The following is a 15,238-nucleotide window of genomic DNA, read 5'->3' as shown; positions in this document are numbered from 1 at the left end:
CTTGGAGCAAGCAGAGTGAACGTCGGCCGTTGGTCGGGAGTCAGCTGCTTACACACTACAGGGAGGCCTTGCCATGCTTGATATCCATTCCACTCCAGACGCTTCGCAGCACAATGTCCAGGGGCTCGAGCGACTTGGTTCGCTGGCCGGTGGGGCGCTGATGGTCACCAAGGGGCTGCGCCATGGCGGCCTGATCGGCATGCTGCAGGTGGTGATCGGTGGCCTGGCGGTGGCCCGCGGGGTCAGCGGGCATTGCTCGACCAAGGCCTGGTGGCAGCAACATCGCCAGGAGTATCACCGCCTGCGTTCGGACATCGAGCGCAGTGCCGCGGAACTTGAAGCGCTCAAGCGCAGTGCCAGGGCGGCGACCCGTGGGGTGACGGTGACGGGCGAGTGACGGATTTGCCTGCACGGACGCTATAGCCGGCAAGCCGGCTCCCACGGGATCGGGGGTGTGCTCGGTGCCGGTGGTAGCCGGCTTGCCGGCGATAGGGCCAACTATTGCAGGGCCTTGCTCTGCAGCACCTCCGAACGCCGCCCCAGCACACTCTCGCTGATCTGCACGAATTCCTCGGTGCTGACACTCGGCAGGCGCATCAGCGCCCGGGTCACATCATCCAACGAGCGCTTGGCCTGGGTGTGGATGCGAATCTCCTTGTCCAGCGCCTGCAACAGCAACACACCTCGCGCCACCTGCGCCGGGTTGGCTCGGTCACCACGCAGCTGGGTGACCTTGGCACCCTGCTTCTGCAAGCGCGCCTGCCACACCTGATAACGGTCATCGCTGACCCCTCCGGCCCGGCGCAACAGCTCGTTGGCGTAGTAATCGGTCAGGCTTTCGCCAAGCCAGTCGCTGTGATCCCGCACACGGATCTGCGCAAACAACTGCACCAGCTCGCGCAGCAAGGGGCTGCTGCCACTCTCGCTGATCATCGGCCGGCCGCTGTGCAGATAGAGCGAATGCTCCGCCGCCATCGCCCCGCGCCACATGCCATCGCGGGCGCCGACCAGCAGCAGCTTGGGCGGGTTGCGCGGGAATACCGCCTGCAACTGCGGCCAGACGAAGGTCAGCAATGTCAGGGTGTCCATCCGCCGCATACCCTGCCCTACCGGCGCGGCCACGGTCACCTCGGTTTCGCCCAGGCGTGCGCGGCGGCTGCCAAGATCGCCGGCGAGCATCCAGCCGGTCGGGCGATCGAACAGGCGCGAGACGTTATCGATGCGGAACTTGTCCTTGCCGATGCGCGGCCAGGACGTTTCGATGCTTTTCCAACCTTCGGGCAAATCGACCGACAGGCGCGCCACCAGCTCGGTGCCGTCCTGCTGATCGAGCCGCGCCGGCGGCACCAGCTGGTCGCCGAGGAACAGCGCCCAATGCGGCGTCATGCGCGAGGTGTAGGCGCCACTGCGCTGCTTCTGGTCCAGCTTCACCCGGTAACTGAGGCTGGTCTTGCCCGCAGCCGGGTGCCAGACACCCCGCTCGCCCTGCTGCTGCCACTGGCCGTCAGCCTGGAAGCCGCTGTAGGCATTGGCCTTGCCCAAGTCGAAATCCAGGCTGCGCACCGCGCTGCCTTCGCCCAGGGTCAGGCGCACTTCGGCCTGGCCACTGGTGGGCAACAGGCGCACCTGGTAGTCGAGGTCGACTTTCTTCGCCCAGGCCGGCGAGCAGGCTACAAGGCCCAGGAACAGCAACAGCTGGCAACGCATACTGAAACTCCTTGTTCCCCAGAGGCGACCGGCCAGGCCGTTCAGCTGGCGCGAAAGATCAGGTGGTCTTCCCAGTCGTCTTCATCTACATCATGTTCACTGAGCATACGCCCCGACTGGGAAATACGCTGTTCATGAACCTGCTTGCGGTCACCGCAGACCAGGTGGTGCCAGGCCGGCAGATCCTTGCCTTCACTCACCAGGCGATAGCCGCAGGTGCTCGGCAGCCACTTGAACTGATCGGCCTTGCCCGGCGTGAGCTGGATGCAATCGGGCACCTGGGCGAAGCGGTTGGGGTAGTCGCTGCACTGGCAGGTATCGAGGTCGAGCAGCTTGCAGGCGATGCGCGTGTAATAGACGCTGTTGTCGTCTTCGTCCTCGAGCTTCTGCAGGCAGCACAGGCCACAGCCGTCGCACAGCGACTCCCATTCCTGCGGGTCGAGTTGTTCGAGGGTCTTGCGCCGCCAGAACGGCGCGCTTTCAGCGATCATCACACGGGTTTCCTGCATTCATACGGGGCCGCGGCGCGCGGCGGCGCCAGTCTAGAGCCTGGCATTCGGCAACGCCAGACCGCTTGTCAGTGACGGGAGGACGCAGTAGCGTGCAACGTTTCCCATCCCTTTGCAGGAGCAGCCATGAGCGCCACCCCCCGCATCGCCGATTACGCCATCAACGAGCAGTTCATCAACCGCTGGTCGCCACGCGCCTTCACCGCCGAGCCGATCAGCGAACAGACGCTGTTGAGCTTCCTGGAAGCCGCGCGTTGGGCGCCGTCGGCCTACAACTCGCAGCCGTGGCGCTTCCTCTACGCGCGCCGCGACACGCCGAACTGGGCGCGCTACCTGGATCTGCTGGTGCCGTTCAACCGCAGCTGGGCGCAGCAGGCGTCGGCGCTGGTGCTGGTGATTTCCAAGACCACCTTCGCGGCCCCTGGCTCCACCGAGGAAAAACCGGCCCTGTGGCACACCTTCGACACCGGCTCCGCCTGGGGTCACCTGGCGCTGCAGGCGAGCATCAGCGGCTGGCACACCCACGGCATGGCCGGCTTCGACAAGGAACTGGCGCGGTCCGAGCTGAAGGTGCCGGAAGGCTACGAACTGCATGCCATGGTGGCGATCGGCAAGCTGGGCGACAAGGCCAGCCTCGACGAGGCCCTGCAGGCGCGCGAAGTGCCGAGCCCGCGCAAGCCGCTGAGCGAGCTGGCGGCGGAAGGTGATTTCAGCCTGTAATTGATGGCGCCTGCCCTGGCCCTATCGCTGGCAAGCCAGCTCCCACGGGTACAGCGGTACTTTCACTGTGGGAGCCGGCTTGCCGGCGATGAGGCCGATACAGGCATCAGTAACCCTTGGCGAAATCCACTTCCCCACGCAGCCCCTGCCCCGCCGCATACGCCCGCGCATTCTCGACAAACAACCGCACCATCGCCGCCGGCGAGGTCGGTGCCGAGCTGTGCCCGGTCAGCAACAACCCCCAGGCTGTCCAGAACGGGTGGCGCTGCGGCAGCGGCTCCTGCCGGCACACATCGATCACTGCACCCGCCAGGTGCCCTTCCTTCAACGCCTCGACCAGATCAGCGTCGACCACCGCCGCGCCACGCCCTGCATTGATGAACAGCGCCGTGGGCTGGAAGCGGCGGAACAGCGCCGCATCGTACAGATCGTGCGTGGCCGGGGTGTCCGGCAGCAGGTTGAGCACGTAGTCCACCTCGCCAACCAGACGCGGCAGCTCCGAGAGCCCTGCCACCTCGACGAACGGTGCCTGGCTGCGGGCACTGCTGGCGATGCCGTACACGCTCACACCGAAGGGCACGAGGAACTCGGCCACGCGCTGGCCGATGTCACCGGTCCCGACGATGAGCACCTTGCGGCCTTCCAGCGTTCGCCCGGGGCGGTCGTCCCAGCGCCGCTCGACCTGGCTGACCAGGCGCGACAGCACTTCGCGCTCGTGGCCGAGCATGTAGGTGAGCATGTATTCGGCCATCACCTGGCCAAAGATGCCCACCGCACGGCTCAGGCGGTAATCCCGCGGCAACCCCTCGGCCAGCAACGGCGTGATGCCCGCCCAGGTCGATTGCAACCAGGCCGGCTTGTGGCCCTGGCGCAGCAGGCTCGCCAGCAGGTCTGGCTGGCCCAGCCAGACAGCGCATTGCGGGGCTTGGGCGGCCAGTTCGGCCGAATCGCCGCTGGTCAGGATTTCCAGATCAGGGGCGGCCTCGGCGAGCAATCGGGCGTAATGGTCGTGGCTGTGTTCAGCGATCAGAACGCGCATGGTCAAGCAGGGTCGTTACGGCGCAGCAGCTCTTCGGGCAGGTGCTCGATGTAGTCATCGTCCTGCGGCGGCATCTGCAGGTGATAGCCTTGGTTGTCGAGGTTCTCCAGCACCTTGGCGATGTCTTCGCGGGCCAGCTTGCGCTCGGGGGTCAGCACCAGGTCGAAGGCGTGCACGGGAGTGCCGAAGAACGGCAGCAAGCCCTCGGGCACACGCTCCAGGCCCTCGGCCTTGAGCACGTAAAGGTACATTTCGTTCTTGCGGGGGCTCTTGTAGATCGAGCAGATACGTTTCATCGGGTTTCTCCGGCGCCTGCCAGCTCATCCAGCAGGGCCTGGCCCATGCGCTCACGGCGCCAGCCGCGCAGCGAATCGGGCAGTTGATAGGGGCCATTGGGGTAGCCGCTCTTGAGCAGCGCTTCCAGGGTCTTCTTGCGCAGCATCAGCTCCGGGGCGATCCCCAAGCGCTCGCCTTCGGCCTGGCCGATGGCGCGCAGGCGCTTGAGGATGCCGGAGGCTTCGATCGGCAGCGGCTCGGGCTGTGCCGGTGGCCATTGCTCAGGCGGCAGGCTGCCTGCGCGCTTGATCAGCTCGATCAGGTGGGCGCCGTCCTGGCGGATGGTGCGCGGGTGCATTTCTTCGATCTTGGCCAGCGCCGACAGGTTGTCCGGCTGGGTCTTGGCCATGGGCCACAACGAGTGCTCCTTGAGAATGCGATTGCGCGGCACATCGCGGCTGCGGGCCTCGCGTTCGCGCCAGGCGCACAGCTCGCGCAGCACGGCCAGTTGCTGACGGCTCAGCTTCCAGGCCAACTTGACGTCGCGATACAGGGTTTGCGGTTCGACTTCGCGGCGCAGGGCCGCGACCAGTTCGGCGCCGTCATCCAACACCCAGGCGTATTTGTCGTCAGACAGCCGCGGGCGCAGGGCGGCGAACAGCTCGGCCAGGTGCACGGCATCCTCGGCGGCGTAGCTGACCTGGGTTTCCGACAGCGGGCGCTGTAGCCAGTCGGAGCGGGTTTCGCCCTTGGGCAGCTCGATGGCGAGCACCTCCTGCACCAGGCGCGAATAGCCCATTGAGAAACCCAGGTTCAGGTAACCGGCGGCCAGTTGCGTGTCGAACAGCGGCTGCGGCAGCTTGCCGGTCAGGCGCAACAGCACCTCGAGGTCTTCGCTGCAGGCATGCAGCACCTTGACCACGGCGCTGTCGTCGAGCAGGTCAGCAAGCGGCTGCCAGTCATTGATCAGCAACGGGTCGATGAGGAAAGCGCACTGGCCGTCACCGACCTGGATCAGGCCGGCTTTGGGGTAAAAGGTGTCGACCCGCATGAATTCGGTGTCAACGGCCACAAAGGGCAGTTGACGCCACTTGCGGCAGCCTTCGGCCAGGGTCTGGTCGTCACGGATCCAGTGTATTTCGATGGCCACGAGGCTCTCCCACTAACGTTGGCGCGCAGTATATACGGCGCGGGCACTGTGGGTGAAACCTGGCGACCGCCGCGCCTTCCATGGGCTGCGCGAAGGATGGATTCAGCGCTTGGCTGCCAACCACGGCCGGCAGCTGGCGAACATGTCCAGCGACTGCTGGTAGACCTCGGTGCGCACCTGCAACAGGCCAAGCATCGAGTGGAACAGGTTGTCCTGCGACAGCGGCGCATCGCTGAGCTTGGCCAGGCAATCGGTGTCCAGGCCGAAGTCTTCCTTGTAGCTGTCGGAGAACCAGGTCAGCAGGGGCACGTGCTTCTGCTGCTCCGGAGCGATGGCATAAGGCGTGCCGTGGAGGAACAGGTTGTACTCGCCCAGCGACTCGCCGTGGTCGGACAGGTAGATCATCGCCGTGTCGACCTTGTCCTGCTTGCTGCGCAGGGTGTCGATCAGCGACGACAGCACCTTGTCGGTATAGACCAGGGTGTTGTCGTAGCCGTTGATGATTTCCTGCTCGCTGCACTGGTTCAGGGCATTGCTCTGGCACACGGGGGTGAAACGTTCGCCTGCCATGGGGTAGCGCTTGAAGTATTCGGGGCCGTGGCTGCCCATCTGGTGCAGCACCAGCACGGTGTCCTTGTCGAGGGTGTCGATCAGCTCGGCCAGGCCTTGCAAGAGGATCTCGTCATGGCATTCACCGTCGGCGCACAGCGCCGGGTCCTTGAGGTTGCTGACATCGATGAACTGCACGCGATCGCAGGTGCCTTTGCAACCCGACTGGTTATCGCGCCATTGCACGACCAGGCCGGCGCGCTGGAGGATGTCCAGCAGGCTTTCGCGGTTCTTCGCCACACGGGCGTCGTAATCCTTGCGCGGCATGCCGGAGAACATGCAAGGCACCGACACGGCCGTTTCAGTGCCGCAGGAATGCACATCGGAAAACGCCAGCAGGCCCTGCTCCTTGGCTAGCTTCGGCGTGGTATCGCGGTCATAGCCCAGCACGCCGAAATGGTCCGCCCGGGCGCTCTCACCCACCACCAGCACCGTCAGCGATTTTCGCTCATGGTGCTGCCAGGCAGCATCACGCTTGGCATCTTCGCCATAGTTCTGGAACGGCCGGGCAGCCGTGCCGACGCGCTCGCTGACATAACCGATGGAGGCTCCGACGATATTGCTCGGGGTGAGCATCAGGCGCAGTTCGTGGTGGTTGCGAAACAACGACGACAGCCCTTGGTAGTTGACCAGCGCCACCGCGCCCAGGGCGACCACACAGGCGCCGCTGACCACCAGTTTACCGAGCAACTCCCGGTGCCAGGCGCGGTAGCTGATCGGCGCCTTCCACAGCAATAGCGACGGCACTACGCCCAACAACAGGATATAAGCGGCAAACTTGAAAGACAGCAAGTCACGCACTTCTGCCGCATTGGTCTCGGCCATGTTTCGGAACATGCCGGCGTCAATAAGTACACCATATTGGTTCATGAAGTAAGCGACGCCCGCGCCACTCATGAACAAGACGATCAACAATGGCTTCAATACATAACGGAAGGCAAACAGGGTCAATATCAGGTTGAACGCGAACAGCATCAACGCCGCGAACGCCAGGCTCAGCCACAGCCCCGCTAGCCCGGCCGGCACCACCTGCTGCAGGTGTTCCCAGAGAAACATGTTGAAGCCGATCAGCAGGTACACGCTGGCCAGCAGCGTGACCCATTCGGTCCGCAGGGATTTGAAGTTCGGCATGGGTGTTCGCAATCAAGAGTGATTATCAACCCCCGGGCAGACGGCACCGTGGGAAAGTGGCGAAACTCTAGAAAGCGCACCATCAATTTTTTGTGAAAAAGACGCCAATAAATCCGTGAAACGGCACTTTTCACCTGATAACTGAAGTTTGTTCAGCTGCCATTCAGCCTGGCAGGCGAAGCTTGGCGTACGGCTCGCGTTCGATATCGAGCACTTCCACGCAAAGCTGAAGGTCCACGCCGGTATGCTCCGTGGTGGCCTCGCGCAGCACCTCCAGCAAGCTGTTGGAGAGCTGCTGCTTGACCTCGACCGAACGCCCGCCAAGGATTGCCAGGCGCACATGAACGAAGGCGCGTTCACCCGGCGCGATACCCACCCGATAGTGCTGGAACGCCTGGGCGCGGCTCTTGATATCTGCCTCGTCGGCGAATTGGCCACTGCCGACCAGGGCGTGGTTCAGGCGCAACAGCAGCACGTCGACGTTCAGGGCCGGCAAGTTGTCGCTGTATTCCAGGTTCAGATGAGGCATGGCGCAGGCTCCAGGCATGAGGGGGGATGCGACAGCCTACCCCAGTCCCCTACCCGCGCAAAGGCGTCTATCCTCAAAGGTCAGGACCTTAACGACAACCTGACAGAGGTGAAGAAATGCCAGTTCCGCATGATCTGCTCGCTGACTTGCACGTTACCGCTGACGCATTCCAGGCACTGATAGACAAGGACCAGGACCTACACAAGCTGCACAAGGATTACAACGCCAAGGACAAGGAGGTGGTCGCCGCCGAAGGCAATGGCACCAACGACGATGCCGTCAACCGCCTGCGCAAGGAGCGCCTGCTGATCAAGGACAAGATCGAACGGATCATTGAGACGCATAAATCCTGATGGATTCAAGCTGAATCAATCGGCCCCATCGCCGGCAAGCCGGCTCCCACAGGTACCCCACTGGAACGTCTGTGGGAGCCGGCTTGCCGGCGATGGGGCCAGCAACCTTCACACCCCAGCCGATGCCTTCAGTGCCCCCTCCAGATCCTCGATCAGGTCCCGGTAATCCTCGATCCCCACCGATAGCCGCAGCAGGTTCTCGCTAATCCCCATCAGCCCCTTCTGTTCCGGGCTCAGGGAGTTATGCGACATGCTCCAGGAGTGGTTGATCATGCTCTCCACCCCGCCCAACGAGTCGGCCAGCACGAAGATGCCCAAGGCCTCTACCAGGCGATTGAGCGCCGCCCGATCAGCCCCCTTGACCTTCATCGCCACCACCGCCCCGCCTGCGCGCATCTGGCGCTTGCACAGTTCATGCTGCGGGTGGCTCTCCAGCCCCGGGTAGAACACCTGCTCGACCTGTGGGTGGTTTTCGAGAAAGCGCGCCACCTGTAGCGCGTTGGCGCACTGGCGTTCCATGCGCACGTCAAGGGTCTTCAGGCCACGCAGCGCCAGGTAGCAGTCGAACGGCCCCTGGATGGCGCCGACCGCCATGCTGATCTTGCGCAGGCGGCCCAGCAGCGCTTCGTTGGCCGCCACCACCACCCCACCGGTGAGGTCGGAGTGGCCACCAATGTACTTGCTGGCCGAATGCATCACCAGGTCCACGCCGAGGGTGATCGGGCGCTGGTTCCAAGGCGAGCAGAAGGTATTGTCGATACAGGTGAGGATGCCACGCGCCCGCGCCAGGTCGCACACGGCCTTGATATCGACCAGGTGCAGCAACGGGTTGGTCGGCGACTCGATCCAGATCAGCTGGGTTTCAGGCCTGATGGCCGCCGCCACGGCATCCAGGTCGTTGAGGTCAACGTAGGTGGTGGTCAGCCCCGAGGTGCGCCCCCGATAGTCTTCGAGGATGCGGAAGGTGCCGCCATAGACACCGTTCATCACCACCACGTGGGCATCCTTGGGCAGCAGCTCGAGCACGGTGGCCGTGGCGTTCACCCCGGATGCGCAGGCGACCGCGCCAACGCCTTCCTCCAGCGCAGCAACGCAGCTTTCGTAGGCATGCCGGGTGGGGTTGCCGACGCGGCTGTAGGCGTACTCGGGGTTATCGTCCAGGCTGCGCTTGATGTAGGAACTGGCGGTGTAGATCGGCGGGAAGATCGCGTTGTCAGCGACGCTGGACTGCTCGCCGGCGTGGATGGCAAGGGTGGCGAAATTGCGCGGCTTGTCGGACATGGTCAGGCCCATTGGCAGGAGTGGTAAGGCTGCAACTATCGCACAACCAAAGGCCGCTACAACGCCCACCCCTCCAGGAAATTTTTCTAGCGCTGGGGTAGTCTGGGAAATATTTTTCTTACCGGTTCCCGATCGATATGGACAGCTTCGACCAGCACATTCTTACCTTGCTCCAGCGCGACGCCTCGATCTCGCTCAAGGACCTTGCCGAAGCGGTGAACCTGTCGACCACCCCGTGCTGGAAACGGGTCAAGCGCTTGGAGGAGGACGGCTACATCCTCGGCCGGGTCGCCCTGCTCGACCCCGAACGCCTGGGGCTGGGGTTGACGGTGTTCGTCCAGCTCAAGACCCAGCGCCACGACAGTGCGTGGCTGGAGCAGTTTGCTTCGACGGTGACGGGGTTCGAGGAGGTGATGGAGGTGTACCGAATGTCCGGGGACTGGGACTACATGCTGCGGGTGGTGGTGGGAGATATTGCCGCGTATGACCGGTTTTACAAAAAGCTGATTACCAGTACCGACGGGCTTTCCAATATCACGTCCAGTTTTGCCATGGAGCAGATGAAGTACACCACGGCGTTTCCGGTGCATCGTTCCTGAGCGTCGCTGGATCTACCGGCCCTATCGCCGGCAAGCCGGCTCCCGCAGGTGGTCCACTGCCCTGCGGTTCAGTGGGGTGCCTGTGGGAGCCGGCTTGCCGGCGATAGGGCCGTTGAAGCCAACAGATCAATCAACTGCCAGCACCGCCTCGATCCGGTTCCCCGGCTTGGCCTTTTCCAAGCGAATGGCCACGAACTTGGACGTCGGCGTGTAGGTCCCCTCGCCATAGCTTTCCAACGGCACCAGCGGATTGGTCTCCGGGTAATACGCCGCCGCCTGCCCATCCGGAATGTCATAGGGCACCAGACGGAACCCCGACACCCGCCGCTCCACACCGTCCTCCCACAACGACACCAAATCCACATGTTCACCGGGCTCAAAGCCCAGCCGGCGAATGTCCGCCTCGCTGACGAACACCACCTCGCGCAGCCCGAACACCCCGCGATAGCGGTCATCGAGCCCATACAACGTGGTGTTGTACTGATCATGCGAGCGCATGGTCTGCAGGATCAGGTCCGGCTTTTCCCCCCGCGCCAGCACCTTGGCGTTGACCAGTTGCTCGGGCAATGCGCTGGGGCTGAAACGGGCCTTGCCGGTGGCGGTACGCCAGTTGCGTTCGGCCGCGCTGTTGCCCAGGTGGAAGCCGCCGGGATGCTGCAGGCGCTCGTTGAAATCGGCGAAGCCTGGAATGACGTCGGCGATCATGCTGCGAATTCGGCCGTAATCGGCCACGGCATACTCCCAGTCGATCGGCGCATTGCCCAAGGTGGCCTTGGCCATGCCCGCCACGATCCAGGGCTCGGAGCGCAGGTGCGGTGAACGCGGGCGAAGCTGGCCGTGAGAAATGTGCACCATGCTGAACGTGTCCTCCACGGTGACCCCCTGCGGGCCTTCGGCCTGCAGGTCGATCTCGGTACGGCCCAGGCACGGCAGGATCAGCGCATCGCCGCCGGTGACCAGGTGCGAGCGGTTGAGCTTGGTGGAAATCTGCACGGTCAGCGCGCAGTTGCGCATGGCCGCGTGGGTACGTGGCGTATCCGGCGTGGCCTGGGCGAAGTTGCCGCCCAGCCCGATGAATACCTTGGCCCGCCCCTCCTCCATGGCCTTGATCGCCAGCACGGCGTTATGCCCGTGGACGCGAGGTACGCGGAACTGGAAGCGTTTTTCCAGGGCATCGAGCAAGGCCGCCTTGGGCTTCTCGTCGATGCCCATGGTGCGGTCACCCTGCACGTTGCTGTGGCCGCGCACCGGCGACAGGCCGGCACCCGGCTTGCCGACATTGCCGCGCAGCAGTTGCAGGTTGACCAGCTCCTGCACGGTCGGCACCGAGTGGCGGTGCTGGGTCACGCCCATGGCCCAGCACATGATCACCCGTTCGGCCTTGCGGTACATGCGCGCGGCCAGCTCGATCTCGGCCAGGGTCAGGCCCGACTGCTCGACGATGTGTGCCCACGAGGTGGCATCCACCGCCTCCAGGTAGGCATCCACGCCACTGGTGTGCTCGGCGATGAAGGCATGGTCGAACACCGCCGGCTCACCCTTGGCCTGGGCCTCGCGTTCCCACTGCAGGAGAAATTTGGCAATACCGCGCATGGCCGCCATGTCGCCGCCCAGGGCCGGGCGGAAGTAGGCGGTGTTGGTCGGTTCTGAGCCGTTGCTGAGCATCTCGAACGGGTGCTGCGGGTGCTGGAAACGCTCCAGGCCGCGCTCCTTGAGCGGGTTGAAGCACACCACCTGGGCACCGCGCTTGACTGCCTCACGCAGCGGTTCGAGCATGCGCGGGTGGTTGGTGCCGGGGTTCTGGCCGATGACGAAGATCGCGTCGGCCAGCTCCAGGTCATGGAACACCACCGTGCCCTTGCCGACCCCGAGGGTTTCCGACATGCCTACGCCACTGGCTTCGTGGCACATGTTCGAGCAGTCGGGGAAATTGTTGGTGCCGTAGGCGCGCACGAACAGCTGGTAGAGGAACGCCGCCTCGTTGCTGGCCCGGCCCGAAGTGTAGAACTCGGCCTGGTTGGGCGAATCGAGCGAGCGCAGGTGCTTGGCGATCAGGGCGAACGCCTCTTGCCAGGTGGTTTCGACGTAATGGTCGGTGGCGGCGTCGTAGCGCATGGGGTGGGTCAGCCGGCCCTGGTACTCGAGCCAGTAATCTGTCTGCTCGGCCAGGGCACTGACGCTGTACTTGGCGAAGAAGGCCGGGTCCACTGAGCGGCCGGTGGCCTCCCAGTTCACCGCCTTGGCGCCGTTCTCGCAGAACTTCACCATGTCGCTTTCCGGCGACTCGCCCCAGGCACAGCCCGGGCAGTCGAAGCCGCCGTTCTGGTTGGTCTTGAGCATGGCCCGCAGGTTCTTGAAGGCGTTCTCGCTGCCCAGCCAGCTCTTGGTCACGCTCTTGAGCGCGCCCCAGCCGGCTGCGGGGCCTTTGTAGTCCCTGATGTGTTGGTCCTGGCTCATGGGGTGAATCCTCACGCGGCATTGAAAAGAGGCGTCGGATCGGGTTGTCCGGCTTTTTCCTAGCCTATGGAGGCCGGTGTAGAGCCGTCCAATCGATATGGCTGACGGCGTGATAGGCCGTTTCGATCATGGGTTGGCGGCGCTTACCGGCCTTGATAGAGGAGACTTATCAAACAGTCGGGCAAAGCAATTTGACGCGCGCCCCGCCAGGTAATAGCTTGGACCTAACACCTCCACTCTTCTGAGCGCCCACGTGGAACAGACCCTCCGGCCCCTGATCGACGGCTTCAACCGCAAAATCGACTACCTGCGGATGTCGGTGACGGACCGTTGCGACTTCCGTTGCGTCTATTGCATGGCCGAAGACATGCAGTTCCTGCCGCGCCAGCAGATCCTCAGCCTCGAAGAGCTGTTCCAGGTGGCCGAGCGCTTCGTCGCCCTGGGTACCCGCAAGATCCGCCTGACCGGCGGCGAGCCGCTGGTGCGCCAGGGCATCGTCGACCTGTGTGGGCGCATCGCCGCCCTGCCCGGCCTGCGCGAACTGTGCATGACCAGCAACGGCTCGCAGCTGGGGCGGCTGGCCCAGCCGCTGTTCGACGCCGGGCTGTCACGCTTGAACATCAGCCTCGACAGCCTGGATAGCGAACGCTTCAAGCAACTGACCCGCACCGGCGACCTGCAACAGGTAATCGCCGGCATCGACGCCGCCCGCCGCGCCGGCTTCCAGCGCATCAAGCTCAACTGCGTGGTGCTCAAGGGCCGCAACGACCACGAACTGGTCGACCTGGTGCGCTTCGCCATCGACCGCGAACTGGACATCACCTTCATCGAGGAAATGCCCCTGGGCGTTATCAGCGAGCACGAACGCGGCGAGTCGTTCTGCTCCAGCGATGAAGTGCGCGCACGCCTGGCCGAGCAGTTCACCCTGATCGAATCGACCGAGTCGTCCCAAGGCCCGGCGCGCTACTGGCGCCTGGCAGAAGCCGCGAATACCCGTGTCGGCTTCATCTCGCCGCACAGCCACAACTTCTGCGCCACTTGCAACCGTGTACGCCTGACCGTCGAAGGCCGGCTGCTGCTGTGCCTGGGCAACGAACACTCGGTGGACCTCAAGCAAGTGCTGCGGGCTCACCCAGGTAACGCCGAACGGCTGGAAAAAGCCATCCGCGACTCGCTGCACCTCAAGCCTTACCGCCACCACTTCGAGGTGGGTGGCGATGTGCAGATCCTGCGCTTCATGAACATGACCGGCGGCTGACCCGCTGCCTCTGGATTTCCATGATCGTCCACCCCCGCCCCGATGTGCTGCGTGTGCTGTTCACCCTCAAGGGTTCGATCGTCAAGCGCATTGCCCTGCGCTGCCTGATGGTCACCTTGCTGGCCGCATTGATCGTGCTGGTCGAGCGCCACTTCCCGGCGTTTTTCTACCCGGTCAGTGCCACGCCCTTCACCCTGCTCGGCCTGTCGCTGTCGATCTTCATGAGTTTTCGTAACAACGCCTGCTATGACCGCTGGTGGGAAGGGCGCAAGGCGTGGGGCAAGCTGATCATCGAGACGCGTTCGTTCGTGCGCGAGAGCACGGTGATCGCCGACACCCGGTTGCGTGCCGAGCTGTTGCGCAGCCTGTGCGGCTTTGCCCACGCGCTGAGTGCACGCTTGCGCAACGAGGACGAAGTGGGCGCCGCACGGCCTTGGCTGGGCGATAACACGCCGGTGGTCGCGCACAACGTCTGTGACGGCATCCTGCGCGAGATCGGCGTGCAGTGCTCACGCCTGGCCGAACAGCAACTTATCAGCGAATGGCGTTATACCTTGCTGGAGCAGCGCCTGGCCGGCCTGACCGAGGTCCAGGCGACCTGCGAGCGGATCAAGGGCACGCCGCTGCCCTTCCCCTACACCTTGCTATTGCACCGCACCATCTACATCTTCTGCCTGCTGCTGCCGTTTGCCTTGGCCGAGCCGCTGGGCTGGCTGGCGCCGCTGTTCACCACCATCGTCGGCTATACGTTCTTTGGGCTGGATGCGATTGGCAACGAACTGGAAGACCCGTTCGGGCGGGACGAGAACGACCTGCCGATGGATGCGCTGGTGCGCACGGTGGAGCGGGATGTGCTGGGGGCGCTGGAGGTGGAGCCACTGCCACCGGCGTTGCTGCCGGTGGATTATGTGTTGAGTTGAGGGCCCTATCGCCGGCAAGCCGGCTCCCACGAGGGTTTGCGCGGTACCTGTGGGAGCCGGCTTGCCGGCGATAGGGCCAGCGCAGTCAACCGCGACTCTCGCAGGGCTGGATCGGCTTCAGATGCTTCACAAAATTGCAGGGCATGTGCCGCGCATCCAACTGCTCGGCCAGAATCCCCTCCCACGCCGTACGGCAAGCCCCGGTCGAGCCTGGCAGGCAGCACACCAGGGTACCGTTGGCCATACCGGCCAAGGCCCGGCTCTGCACGGTCGAGCTACCGATATCGAGAATCGACAGCGCCCGGAACAGCTCGCCAAAACCGTCGATATGCCGGTCGAACAGGCACTGCACCGCTTCCGGGGTACTGTCACGCCCGGTAAAGCCGGTGCCGCCGGTGATCAGCACCACCTGTACCTTGTCGTCGGCGATCCAGGTCGCAACCTGGGCGCGTATCTTGTACAGGTCGTCCTTGAGCAGCACCCGCGCCACCAGGCGATGGCCGATCTGCACCGAACGGTTGGCCAGCAGTTCGCCGGAGGTATCGTTGTCGAAACTGCGGGTATCGCTGACAGTCAGCACGGCGATGTTGAGCGGTACGAAGACCGCATCGGGTTTGACGCGCACGGCGTGGCTCCTTGAATGGGCTATGCCGCAACGCTAGAGGCACTGCGCCAAGGCGTCCAATCGATATGGCGAACC

General features: G+C 64.1%; 16 protein-coding genes. 6 read left to right on the top strand and 10 right to left on the bottom strand.

The genetic code is table 11. The features are described from left to right. Nucleotides 1-73 precede the first annotated feature (73 nt). On the top strand, nt 74-397 hold the full coding sequence (locus KU43P_RS06815) for a YgaP-like transmembrane domain (RefSeq protein WP_317661746.1): 324 nt from the start codon (nt 74-76) through the stop codon (nt 395-397). A gap of 101 nt (nt 398-498) precedes the next feature. Here the strand turns inward: KU43P_RS06815 and KU43P_RS06810 are convergent, their stop codons facing one another. After that, on the bottom strand, nt 499-1,707 hold the full coding sequence (locus KU43P_RS06810; protein WP_317661744.1) for a hypothetical protein: 1,209 nt from the start codon (nt 1,705-1,707) through the stop codon (nt 499-501). 41 nt (nt 1,708-1,748) lie between these two features. Continuing rightward, the gene (locus KU43P_RS06805; protein ID WP_317661742.1) at nt 1,749-2,198 is read right to left on the bottom strand and encodes a YcgN family cysteine cluster protein; all 450 of its coding nucleotides are present in this window, start codon (nt 2,196-2,198) and stop codon (nt 1,749-1,751) included. 144 nt (nt 2,199-2,342) lie between these two features. Between KU43P_RS06805 and KU43P_RS06800 the strand changes: the two genes are divergently transcribed. Continuing rightward, nucleotides 2,343-2,936 (top strand): nitroreductase family protein, encoded by a 594-nt coding sequence (locus KU43P_RS06800; protein ID WP_317661740.1) that lies wholly within the window; start codon nt 2,343-2,345, stop codon nt 2,934-2,936. Between the two features lie 106 nt (nt 2,937-3,042). On the opposite strand, the gene KU43P_RS06795 is transcribed toward KU43P_RS06800, so the two are convergent. The 5 genes from KU43P_RS06795 to KU43P_RS06775 form a co-directional block, all read right to left on the bottom strand. After that, on the bottom strand, nt 3,043-3,975 hold the full coding sequence (locus KU43P_RS06795; protein ID WP_317661738.1) for a D-2-hydroxyacid dehydrogenase: 933 nt from the start codon (nt 3,973-3,975) through the stop codon (nt 3,043-3,045). Between the two features lie 2 nt (nt 3,976-3,977). Continuing rightward, nucleotides 3,978-4,271, bottom strand: coding sequence for a YcgL domain-containing protein (locus KU43P_RS06790; protein WP_317661736.1), 294 nt, complete (start codon nt 4,269-4,271; stop codon nt 3,978-3,980). Next, nucleotides 4,268-5,401, bottom strand: a complete 1,134-nt coding sequence (gene rnd / locus KU43P_RS06785) for a ribonuclease D (protein WP_317661734.1) — start codon at nt 5,399-5,401, stop codon at nt 4,268-4,270. The genes KU43P_RS06790 and rnd overlap by 4 nt, the downstream gene beginning before the upstream one ends. A 102-nt stretch (nt 5,402-5,503) precedes the next feature. Continuing rightward, nucleotides 5,504-7,141, bottom strand: a complete 1,638-nt coding sequence (locus KU43P_RS06780) for a phosphoethanolamine transferase (RefSeq protein WP_317661732.1) — start codon at nt 7,139-7,141, stop codon at nt 5,504-5,506. Nucleotides 7,142-7,304: 163 nt separating this feature from the next. Then, entirely contained in the window at nt 7,305-7,670 is a 366-nt protein-coding gene (locus KU43P_RS06775) for a 5-carboxymethyl-2-hydroxymuconate Delta-isomerase (RefSeq protein WP_317661730.1), read from the bottom strand. 116 nt (nt 7,671-7,786) lie between these two features. Between KU43P_RS06775 and KU43P_RS06770 the strand changes: the two genes are divergently transcribed. Next, nucleotides 7,787-8,023, top strand: coding sequence for a YdcH family protein (locus KU43P_RS06770; RefSeq protein WP_317661729.1), 237 nt, complete (start codon nt 7,787-7,789; stop codon nt 8,021-8,023). Nucleotides 8,024-8,131: 108 nt separating this feature from the next. On the opposite strand, the gene KU43P_RS06765 is transcribed toward KU43P_RS06770, so the two are convergent. Next, on the bottom strand, nt 8,132-9,316 hold the full coding sequence (locus KU43P_RS06765; RefSeq protein ID WP_317661727.1) for a trans-sulfuration enzyme family protein: 1,185 nt from the start codon (nt 9,314-9,316) through the stop codon (nt 8,132-8,134). Between the two features lie 125 nt (nt 9,317-9,441). Here KU43P_RS06765 and KU43P_RS06760 point away from each other — a divergent pair, with 125 nt between their 5' ends. Then, nucleotides 9,442-9,903, top strand: a complete 462-nt coding sequence (locus KU43P_RS06760; RefSeq protein WP_317661726.1) for an Lrp/AsnC family transcriptional regulator — start codon at nt 9,442-9,444, stop codon at nt 9,901-9,903. 126 nt (nt 9,904-10,029) lie between these two features. Here KU43P_RS06760 and KU43P_RS06755 read toward each other — a convergent pair whose 3' ends face one another. Continuing rightward, a complete protein-coding gene (locus tag KU43P_RS06755) occupies nt 10,030-12,360 on the bottom strand; it encodes an FdhF/YdeP family oxidoreductase (RefSeq protein ID WP_317661724.1) in 2,331 nt (776 codons plus the stop codon). Between the two features lie 253 nt (nt 12,361-12,613). Here KU43P_RS06755 and moaA point away from each other — a divergent pair, with 253 nt between their 5' ends. Both moaA and KU43P_RS06745 read left to right on the top strand, forming a co-directional pair. Then, nucleotides 12,614-13,618, top strand: coding sequence for a GTP 3',8-cyclase MoaA (gene moaA / locus KU43P_RS06750; protein ID WP_317661722.1), 1,005 nt, complete (start codon nt 12,614-12,616; stop codon nt 13,616-13,618). A gap of 20 nt (nt 13,619-13,638) precedes the next feature. After that, complete coding sequence (locus KU43P_RS06745) at nt 13,639-14,538, top strand: bestrophin family protein (RefSeq protein WP_317661720.1); 900 nt, start codon at nt 13,639-13,641, stop codon at nt 14,536-14,538. Between the two features lie 85 nt (nt 14,539-14,623). On the opposite strand, the gene moaB is transcribed toward KU43P_RS06745, so the two are convergent. Beyond that, nucleotides 14,624-15,163 (bottom strand): molybdenum cofactor biosynthesis protein B, encoded by a 540-nt coding sequence (moaB, locus tag KU43P_RS06740; protein ID WP_317661718.1) that lies wholly within the window; start codon nt 15,161-15,163, stop codon nt 14,624-14,626. Between the last annotated feature and the right edge of the window lie 75 nt (nt 15,164-15,238).

It is taken from the genome of Pseudomonas sp. KU43P, assembly GCF_033095865.1.
In the GTDB taxonomy this organism is placed as follows: Bacteria; Pseudomonadota; Gammaproteobacteria; order Pseudomonadales; family Pseudomonadaceae; genus Aquipseudomonas.
The sequence above is the reverse complement of the archived record's forward strand: the minus strand, read 5'-3'. Positions and strand labels throughout refer to the sequence as shown.

Bases quoted from the DNA above. Each gene is read 5' to 3' on its own strand.
- KU43P_RS06815 (WP_317661746.1), top strand. From the start codon at position 74: ATGCTTGATATCCATTCCACTCCAGACGCTTCGCAGCACAATGTCCAG.
- KU43P_RS06810 (WP_317661744.1), bottom strand. From the start codon at position 1,707: ATGCGTTGCCAGCTGTTGCTGTTCCTGGGCCTTGTAGCCTGCTCGCCG.
- KU43P_RS06805 (WP_317661742.1), bottom strand. From the start codon at position 2,198: ATGATCGCTGAAAGCGCGCCGTTCTGGCGGCGCAAGACCCTCGAACAA.
- KU43P_RS06800 (WP_317661740.1), top strand. From the start codon at position 2,343: ATGAGCGCCACCCCCCGCATCGCCGATTACGCCATCAACGAGCAGTTC.
- KU43P_RS06795 (WP_317661738.1), bottom strand. From the start codon at position 3,975: ATGCGCGTTCTGATCGCTGAACACAGCCACGACCATTACGCCCGATTG.
- KU43P_RS06790 (WP_317661736.1), bottom strand. From the start codon at position 4,271: ATGAAACGTATCTGCTCGATCTACAAGAGCCCCCGCAAGAACGAAATG.
- KU43P_RS06780 (WP_317661732.1), bottom strand. From the start codon at position 7,141: ATGCCGAACTTCAAATCCCTGCGGACCGAATGGGTCACGCTGCTGGCC.
- KU43P_RS06775 (WP_317661730.1), bottom strand. From the start codon at position 7,670: ATGCCTCATCTGAACCTGGAATACAGCGACAACTTGCCGGCCCTGAAC.
- KU43P_RS06770 (WP_317661729.1), top strand. From the start codon at position 7,787: ATGCCAGTTCCGCATGATCTGCTCGCTGACTTGCACGTTACCGCTGAC.
- KU43P_RS06765 (WP_317661727.1), bottom strand. From the start codon at position 9,316: ATGGGCCTGACCATGTCCGACAAGCCGCGCAATTTCGCCACCCTTGCC.
- KU43P_RS06760 (WP_317661726.1), top strand. From the start codon at position 9,442: ATGGACAGCTTCGACCAGCACATTCTTACCTTGCTCCAGCGCGACGCC.
- KU43P_RS06755 (WP_317661724.1), bottom strand. From the start codon at position 12,360: ATGAGCCAGGACCAACACATCAGGGACTACAAAGGCCCCGCAGCCGGC.
- KU43P_RS06745 (WP_317661720.1), top strand. From the start codon at position 13,639: ATGATCGTCCACCCCCGCCCCGATGTGCTGCGTGTGCTGTTCACCCTC.